The organism is uncultured Acetatifactor sp. (genome assembly GCF_948601915.1).
Classification (GTDB): Bacteria; Bacillota; Clostridia; order Lachnospirales; family Lachnospiraceae; genus Acetatifactor.
This window is the reverse complement of the sequence record NZ_CAPDXS010000198.1, coordinates 1-7,676: the sequence shown is the minus strand read 5'-3', so window position 1 is coordinate 7,676 and position 7,676 is coordinate 1. Positions and strand designations below refer to the sequence as shown.

Below are 7,676 nucleotides of genomic sequence, written 5' to 3'. Positions count from 1 at the left end.
TTGAATGCTGCTTTGTGGATGACCGCGACGACGTGCAGCTCTACGACTGCCAGAAAATGGCCGAGGCTATCGTCTTTGGCATCACTGGACAGCGGATAACTGCAGATGAGGAACCGGATGCCAATCAGGAGGCAGCAGCTTCTGGGGAAGAGACTCCCACTGGTGACGCAAAACGGCTATATCGGGTACAGGTAGGCGCCTACTCCGTCAAGGGCAATGCAGATGCCGCTTTGACTAAGCTTAAGGCCGCCGGATTTGATGCAATTATCGTCAATGCCTGAAGCCAAGAGCACATAACTATATAATAAGGAAAGACGGCACTCGTTCTGCCGCCTTGTCGAAAGATCTACTTAACAGGGGGTGTAGTAACATATAAAATACTGTGGAATTCGAGCCTCACGCCACCTCCCTGGAGCAGAAGGGCGAAGGCTATGTAGTCGCATCTCTGGGGGAGGACTCCGGCTATGTGCCCTATACATCCTTCTCCGCCAAGAAGAGCTACCTGGAGAAGAACAAAGATACGGTGCAGGCCTTCACGGACGCACTGCAGAAAGGCATGGATTACGTGCAGGACCATTCGCCTGAGGAGATCGCAAAGGCCATCTCGCCCCAGTTCCCAGAGACGGACATGGAGACCCTGACCACCATCGTGGACAGATACTATCGGCAGGATACCTGGAAGGAGAATCTGGTTTTTGAGGAGGACGCCTTCTCGCTGCTCCAGAACATCCTACAGGACGCGGGCGTACTGGAGAAGCAGGTGCCTTACGAAGACCTGGTGACGAAGGATTTTGCCAAAAAGGCGGCGGAATAGCACAGGGCATAAAAATATAAGGAATGCCTTTCCGTATAAAATAATGCGGAGAGACGTTCCTTTTTAAACAGGCGGCGGAAATCTACGGAACCGAACCGCCATGCTCTACTGCTTCAGGCGGATGTTCTTCATGGCCCAGATGCGAAGGGCATTGGCGTTGTTGCTGATCTTCTGGAGGGAGTCCAGTATTTTCTGGAAGGCGGGGCGCTCGTTCTCCTCGATGACACCGTCCTCGGAGATGGCAATCAGGGAGGCCCGCAGGGCATCGATGTCCTTCAGGGAGCCCAGGACCTTCAGCGCCAACCTGTCAAAGTCGTCAATCGTGACCTCCGACACGCTGTTGCGGCCGATGGGGCATTCCCTGGCGCAGTAGGAATTGCACAGCTCCGGCGTGTTGTAGGCCTCCGCCATGGCCTTTACCTCCTCCGGGTAGGGGGAGATGGTGTCCAGCTCGATGCGGGCCAGCCTGGTGCGGTCTATGCCTATGATTTCGGCAGCCTTCTCCCGGCTGGAGAAGTCCGGATTCTCCTCCGCAGCCTGGGAACGTGCCAGGTAATACATGTTATCGGCGGCTTTCGTAGCTTTTTTGCCCATATCAGATCTCTTCTTTCTATTGTATAGTATGATTATGATAACCGTATGACAGGTATATTCCTTTAGTTTATTCGAAAATCTTCTGTTTGTAAAGATTATTTCTCGAAAGCGGTTGAGAGAATGGGAAAAATTTGATAGAATGGATAAAGAATCGGATTCCTGAGGGAAAATACCAAAATAAAACGGAAGCGGAGGATGAGACAATGGGCTTGATAAAAGCGGCAAAAGATGCCGTCAGCTCCATGCTGGCGGATCAGTGGAGGGAGTATTTCTACTGTGATTCCCTCTCCAATGACATATTGGCGGCCAAGGGCAGGAAGCGCCAGAGCGGAGGCCGGAACAGCAACAAGGGAGGGGACAACATCATCTCCAACGGCTCCATCATCGCCGTCAACGAGGGGCAGTGCATGATGATCGTAGAGCAGGGAGGCATAGCGGAGTTCTGCGCGGAGGCCGGGGAGTTCGTCTATGACAATTCCACGGAGCCCAGCCTGTTCTACGGAGACCTGGGGGAGAACTTAAAGGGCACCTTCCAGGCAATCGGTAGGCGCTTCAGCTTCGGCGGAGGCGCGGGCAAGGACCAGAGGGTCTATTTCTTCAATACCAAGGAGATCATGGACAACCGCTACGGCACGGCCACGCCCATCCCCTTCCGCTACATAGATGACAACATCGGCCTGGACATGGACGTGACCATCCGCTGCAACGGCTCCTATTCCTTCCGGATCGTGGATCCCCTGCTTTTTTATCAGAATGTATGCGGGAACGTGCCCGATGTATACAGCCGCAGCGAAATCCAGAACCAGATGAAGTCCGAGCTGATGACTGCCATGCAGCCTGCCCTGGGCAAGGTCAGCAGCCTGCGGGTAAGGGTGTCCGACATCCCCAGCCATGTGATGGAGCTGGTGGACGCGGTGAACGCCCAACTGTCGGTGAAATGGGAGAAGACCCGGGGCATCGTGGTGGTGAGCATGACCATGAACCCGCCCTCCATGCCGGAGGAGACGGCGAAACGGATCAGCGACCTCCAGAGCAGCGCGGTGATGCGCAATCCCAACATGGCGGCTGCCACGCTGGTGGGAGCCCAGGCGGACGCCATGCGGGCGGCGGCTTCCAACACGGCCACCGGGCCCATGATGGCCTTCGCCAATATGAACATGGCAAATGCGGCCGGAGGCATGGACGCTTCCTCCCTGTTCGCCATGGGAGCGGCCCAGAACCAGACAGCCCAGAACCAGGCGGCCGGAAGTCAGGCGGCGAACCCTGCCGCCGGGCGCGGGGGAAGCGGGGCGCCGGTGCCGGGCTGGACCTGCAAATGCGGCCATGGGGACAACCGCGGCAAGTTCTGTATGGAATGCGGCAGCCCCAAGCCCACGGAGGCAGGGTGGACCTGTAGCTGCGGTGCGGTGAACCAGGGGAAGTTCTGCACCGATTGCGGTGCGAAGAAGCCGGAGGGCGCGCCGCTCTACCGGTGCGACAAATGCGGATGGGAGCCCGAAGACCCTGTGCATCCGCCGAAATTCTGCCCGGAATGCGGAGATGTGTTCAACGAGAATGACAGGCTATAAAAGTTAGCGGAAGCTTACTTCGGGAACGCTGCCTTGAACAAGCGGCGTTCCTTTTTGCCATGGGGAAGCGGCGATGGCGGATTGGGAATTCCTGTGTGGAATGGAAATGAGGGAGTGAAAATGGGTTTACTGGATACACTGAACAAGGAGCAGAGGCAGGCGGCGTCCACGGTGGACGGGCCGCTTCTGGTGATAGCGGGGGCGGGCAGCGGCAAGACGAGGGTGCTGACCCACAGAATCGCCTATTTAATAGAAGAAATGGGCGTAAAGCCCTGGAACATCCTGGCGATCACCTTCACCAACAAGGCGGCGGGGGAGATGCGGGAGAGGGTGGACAAGCTGGTGGGCTTCGGCGCGGACCAGATATGGGTCTCCACCTTCCACTCCGCCTGCGTGCGGATCCTACGCCGCCATATCGACAGGCTGGGCTATGACAACAGCTTCACCATCTACGACAGCGACGACCAGAAGACAGTGATGAAGGCGGTCATCAAGCGGCTGGAACTGGATCCGAAGATGTACAAGGAGCGGGCGCTGCTCAGTGCGGTCTCCTCGGCCAAGAACGAGCTGGTGAGCGTGAGCCAGTACGAGCTGGAGGCCGCCGGGGACTATGATTATATGAAGAAGATCTACGCAAAGGCCTACAGGGAGTACCAGGAGACCCTGCAGGCCAACAATGCGCTGGACTTTGACGACATCATCGTGAAGACGGTGGAGCTGTTCAAGAGCTGCCCGGAGGTGCTGGACTCCTATCAGGAGCGGTTCCAGTACATCATGGTGGACGAGTACCAGGACACCAACACGGCGCAGTTCGAGCTGGTGGGGGCATTGGCGAAAAAATACCGGAACCTGTGCGTGGTGGGGGACGACGACCAGAGCATCTACAAGTTCCGCGGGGCCAATATCCGCAACATCCTGGACTTCGAGGAGCATTTCCCGGAGGCGGTGACCATCAAGCTGGAGCAGAACTACCGTTCCACCCAGTCCATCCTGGATGCCGCCAATGCCGTAATCGGCAACAATGTGGGCAGAAAGGCCAAGGCCCTGTGGACCGCCAGGGAGGGCGGGGCCAAAGTGCGCTTGCGGCAGTTCGACACGGCTTACGAGGAGGCGGAGTTCATCGCCCGGGAAGTGACCAGGCGGGTGGCGGAGCAGGGCGCCAAGTACAGGGACTGCGCGGTGCTCTACCGCACCAACGCCCAGGCCCGTCTCCTGGAGGAGCGTATGATCATGGAGGGCGTGCCATATAATGTGGTAGGAGGTACGAACTTCTATTCCAGAATGGAGATAAAGGACATCCTGGCCTATCTGAAGACCATAGAGAGCGGCCGGGACGAGGTGGCCGTCAGACGCGTCCTCAACGTGCCCAGGCGGGGCATCGGCAACGCCACTTTGGAGAAGCTGGAGGACTATGCCCAGCTCCACGGCATCGGGTTCTACCAGGCCCTGGAGCAGGCGGACGAAATCATGAGCCTGGGCAAGGCCTCCGCCAAGATACGCCCCTTCGTGAGCCTGATTCAGGGGCTGCGCAGGGAGCGGGAGGAGAAGACCATCGCGGAGCTGATACAGGCCATCGTGGAGAAGATTGATTACGCGGGGTATCTCGCGGACTACGACGATGAGGGCGGCGATGACAGGATAGCCAATGTGGACGAACTGATCTCAAAGGCGGTGATTTACACGGAGAGCCATGAGGAGCCCACGCTGACGGAGTTTCTGGAGGAGGTGGCCCTGGTGGCGGACATCGACAATGTGGACGGGAATGACGACAGGGTGCTGCTGATGACCCTGCACTCCGCCAAGGGGCTGGAATTCCCCAATGTGTACCTGGCGGGGATGGAGGACGGTCTGTTCCCGGGATATCTGACCATCAATTCCGAGGATCCCACGGACCTGGAGGAGGAGCGGCGGCTGGCCTATGTGGGCATCACCAGGGCCATGGACGAGCTGACATTGACCTGCGCCAGGATGCGTATGGTCCGGGGGGAGACCCAGTACAATGGGGTGAGCCGCTTCGTGGGGGAGATTCCTCCGGAGCTTCTGGACAGCAATGGGGCCGGGCCCAGGCGCCGGATCCAGAAGCAGAAGGAAGAGGCGGACGCTTTCGTGATTCCGGATGAGGACGCCTTCCTGGAGCGGAGCAGAGAGCGGGCCCAGAGCGTCGGTGCCACAGGAGTCGGGAATGGCGGCAGCGCCGGGGGCTCCCAGGCCACCTTTGGTCGTCCCAAGGCCATCATACGTCCCAAGACCACGCCCAAGGCGGATAAGCCCTATATCGCAAAGGGAATCGGCAGCCTGAACCAGTTGGCGGGCATATCAAAGGGAATCCATCAGGCCCCGGAGGCGCTTTCCTATGGGGTGGGAGACCGGGTGTCCCATGTAAAGTACGGGGAAGGGAGCGTGCTGAAAATCGACAGGGAGCCCAGGGACTACAAGGTGACAGTAGAGTTCGACAAGGCCGGGCAGAAAATCATGTACGCTTCTTTCGCAAAATTGAAAAGGTTATAGTATTTTTCCAAGGAATATGATATAATAGGTTTTGGGTAGTAGAAAATGCGGAGCAGTTTCCATGACAGGTTCCAGATAACAGAAAATGCGAAGCGGTTTCTATGACAGGTCCTGGGCAATAGAAAATAAAGGGCAGTCAATCTGCCGAGACGGAGGTAATCTTATGAACAAGCTTGAGAATTTGATTGATATCGCCAGGCTGAATGAACTGCTTGGAAAGAAGGAAGAGGAGAAGAAGGAGTGGAACATGGTGATATGCGTCCTGGCAGTGCTGGGCGCCATCGCGGCAGTGGCCGGTATCGCCTACGCGGTCTACCGCTACTTGAATCCCCGCTATCTGGATGACTTCGAGGATGAGTTCGAAGACGAGTTCGAGGATGAAGAGGACGACGAGGAAGCGGAAGACGACGAAGACTTCTTCGTAGACGAGGGAGAGAACTGAGCAGATGAAAAAAGGACAGGTATATGAAGCAACGGTGGAGCGGGTGGATTTTCCGTGCAAGGGCATTGCCAGTACCCAGGAGGGCCCCGTCACCGTCAAGAACAGCCTGCCCGGCCAGAAGATCAAGCTCATTGTCAGCAAAGTGAGAAACGGGAAGGCGGAGGGCCGTCTGCTGGAGGTGATGGAGAAGTCGCCTCTGGAGACAGCCAGTCCGTGTTCCCATTTTGGCTTATGCGGCGGCTGTGCGTATCTGTCCCTGCCCTATGAGGAGCAGCTCAGGGTCAAGGAGGGACAGGTGAAGCGTCTGCTGGATGCCTGCCTGGAGCGGCAGGAGAGCGGATGGCAGTGGGAGGGCATCAAGGCAAGCCCTGTGGCCTGCGGGTATCGCAACAAGATGGAATTCTCCTTCGGGGATGAGGAAAAGGACGGCCCGCTGACCCTGGGGATGCACAAGCGCGGCAGCTTCTATGATGTGGTGACCGTGGAGGACTGCCGGATCGTGGACGGGGATTTCCGGCTGATATTGAAGACGGCGCTGGAATACTTCGCGGGATATCCGGCTCCGCGGAGGGTGACTTATTTCCACAGGATGCGCCATGAGGGGTATCTGAGGCATCTGCTGGTGCGCAAGGCCTCCCGGACAGGGGGGATCCTGGTGGCGCTGGTGACTACCTCTCAGAGCCCTTGGGGGGACTGTGGGGCCCCGGAGGGATCCGCGGCGGGGAACGGCGAAAGAGCCGCAGGCCGGGCGGAATCCGTGGCAGGCGTTCCGGGGGAAGCGGAAGCTATGCCGCTGCAGAAAGAAGCCGGGGGAGAGGGATGCGGGGAAGCGGAGCGGCAGCTGATGGAGGGCTTCCTGGAAAAGCTGCTGGGCCTGGAACGCAATGGCGGCCTGGAGGGGAAGTTCGCGGGAATCCTCCATATCGTCAACGACTCCCAGGCGGATGTGGTGCGCAGCGACCGCACGGACATCCTCTACGGACAGGACTATTTTTATGAGGAGCTTTTAGGGCTCCGATTTAAAGTATCCGTTTTTTCGTTCTTCCAGACCAACTCCTACGGCGCGGAGGTGCTCTACGAGACGGCCCGGTCTTATATCGGGGAGCTGGGCAGCGGCGCTCCGGAGGGGGCGCCGGACAAGGTGGTGTACGACCTTTACAGCGGTACGGGGACGATCGCGCAGATGATGGCCCCGGCGGCAGGCAGGGTGATTGGCGTGGAGATCGTGGAGGAGGCCGTGCAGGCAGCCCGGAAGAACGCGGAGATGAACGGGCTTAGGAACTGCGAGTTCATTGCCGGGGACGTGCTGAAGGCGCTGGACGAGATTCCGGAGAAGCCTGATTTCATCATCCTGGATCCGCCCCGGGACGGGATTCACCCGAAGGCCCTGGGGAAAATCATTGCTTACGGTGTGGAGAGGATTGTATACATATCCTGCAAGCCCACCAGCCTGGTGCGGGACCTGGGGGTGTTCCTGGAGCGTGGGTATGTGGTGGAGCGGGCAGTGGCGGTGGATCAGTTCCCGTGGACGGGGAATGTAGAGGTGGTCGCGCTTCTGGCCAGGCGGAAGGAATCCGCAGGAGGGGAAGCGGAGGGCATGGAGCGTCAGCCATAGCTGAAAGGATGATAAAAACAGCGGAATCCCACATCTCACAGGATTCCGCTGTTTGCGCATGGAGCATATGGGATTCGAACCCACGGCCTCAACAATGCGAATGTTGCGCGCTCCCAACTGCGCTAATGCCCCATG

Annotated in this window: 7 protein-coding genes and 1 tRNA gene; 6 read left to right on the top strand and 2 right to left on the bottom strand. The window is 58.3% G+C overall.

Annotation, left to right across the window (positions count from 1 at the left end; translation table 11 throughout):
• A partial coding sequence (locus Q2B33_RS22210; protein WP_300792107.1) for an SPOR domain-containing protein occupies positions 1 to 281 on the top strand: 281 nt, incomplete at its 5' end.
• A 101-nt stretch (positions 282 to 382) separates the two neighbouring features.
• Positions 383 to 814 (top strand): ABC transporter substrate-binding protein, encoded by a 432-nt coding sequence (locus Q2B33_RS22205; RefSeq protein WP_330684845.1) that lies wholly within the window; start codon positions 383 to 385, stop codon positions 812 to 814.
• 105 nt (positions 815 to 919) lie between these two features.
• Here Q2B33_RS22205 and Q2B33_RS22200 read toward each other — a convergent pair whose 3' ends face one another.
• A complete protein-coding gene (locus tag Q2B33_RS22200; protein WP_296473102.1) occupies positions 920 to 1,408 on the bottom strand; it encodes a helix-turn-helix transcriptional regulator in 489 nt (162 codons plus the stop codon).
• A gap of 203 nt (positions 1,409 to 1,611) precedes the next feature.
• Here Q2B33_RS22200 and Q2B33_RS22195 point away from each other — a divergent pair, with 203 nt between their 5' ends.
• The 4 genes from Q2B33_RS22195 to Q2B33_RS22180 all read left to right on the top strand — a co-directional run bounded on the left by Q2B33_RS22195 (position 1,612) and on the right by Q2B33_RS22180 (position 7,541).
• Positions 1,612 to 2,976, top strand: coding sequence for an SPFH domain-containing protein (locus Q2B33_RS22195; protein WP_300571608.1), 1,365 nt, complete (start codon positions 1,612 to 1,614; stop codon positions 2,974 to 2,976).
• Positions 2,977 to 3,096: 120 nt separating this feature from the next.
• Positions 3,097 to 5,484, top strand: a complete 2,388-nt coding sequence (locus Q2B33_RS22190; protein WP_300571606.1) for an ATP-dependent helicase — start codon at positions 3,097 to 3,099, stop codon at positions 5,482 to 5,484.
• A 163-nt stretch (positions 5,485 to 5,647) separates the two neighbouring features.
• Positions 5,648 to 5,926, top strand: coding sequence for a hypothetical protein (locus Q2B33_RS22185; RefSeq protein WP_300571604.1), 279 nt, complete (start codon positions 5,648 to 5,650; stop codon positions 5,924 to 5,926).
• A gap of 4 nt (positions 5,927 to 5,930) precedes the next feature.
• Positions 5,931 to 7,541 (top strand): class I SAM-dependent RNA methyltransferase, encoded by a 1,611-nt coding sequence (locus Q2B33_RS22180; protein ID WP_300571602.1) that lies wholly within the window; start codon positions 5,931 to 5,933, stop codon positions 7,539 to 7,541.
• Between the two features lie 59 nt (positions 7,542 to 7,600).
• On the opposite strand, the gene Q2B33_RS22175 is transcribed toward Q2B33_RS22180, so the two are convergent.
• Positions 7,601 to 7,673, bottom strand: a tRNA-Ala gene (locus Q2B33_RS22175).
• Positions 7,674 to 7,676: the final 3 nt, after the last annotated feature.

Coding starts and splice junctions, on each gene's coding strand:
- Q2B33_RS22200 (WP_296473102.1), bottom strand. CDS start 1,408: ATGGGCAAAAAAGCTACGAAAGCCGCCGATAACATGTATTACCTGGCA.
- Q2B33_RS22185 (WP_300571604.1), top strand. CDS start 5,648: ATGAACAAGCTTGAGAATTTGATTGATATCGCCAGGCTGAATGAACTG.
- Q2B33_RS22190 (WP_300571606.1), top strand. CDS start 3,097: ATGGGTTTACTGGATACACTGAACAAGGAGCAGAGGCAGGCGGCGTCC.
- Q2B33_RS22180 (WP_300571602.1), top strand. CDS start 5,931: ATGAAAAAAGGACAGGTATATGAAGCAACGGTGGAGCGGGTGGATTTT.
- Q2B33_RS22195 (WP_300571608.1), top strand. CDS start 1,612: ATGGGCTTGATAAAAGCGGCAAAAGATGCCGTCAGCTCCATGCTGGCG.